This window comes from Pseudomonas sp. AC083 (genome assembly GCF_979253165.1).
The window spans coordinates 1-297 of the sequence record NZ_CEEDDH010000081.1 but is presented as its reverse complement, the minus strand read 5'-3'; the positions used below and the strand labels follow the sequence as shown (position 1 = coordinate 297).

Here is a 297-nt window from a genome sequence, read left to right as displayed (position 1 = left end):
GCAGTCTAAGAAAATCAGGCGATGCTGAACGAATTAGCTTAGGTAACGAAAAAATAAAGATGGTATATGAGTTTTGTTACTTGGGCAGTAAAATAACATATGATCGTCGCAGTACAGAGGATATAAAATGCAGAATGGCAATAGGTAGAAAAGCGTTTTTCAAAAAGAGAAATTTGTTAACATCGAATATTGATTTAAACTTAAGGAAGTCCTTTCTGAAGGCATTTGTATGGAGTGTTGCCTTGTATGGGAGTGAGACATGGACGATAAACAGTGCGGACAGGAAGAGGATTGAGG

The 297-nt window shown here is 37.4% G+C and carries 1 protein-coding gene; it reads left to right on the top strand.

Translation table 11 applies throughout. The features are described 5' to 3' along the window. On the top strand, positions 1–297 hold a 297-nt coding region (locus AC0IXA_RS27295; RefSeq protein WP_471814882.1), incomplete at both ends, for a hypothetical protein.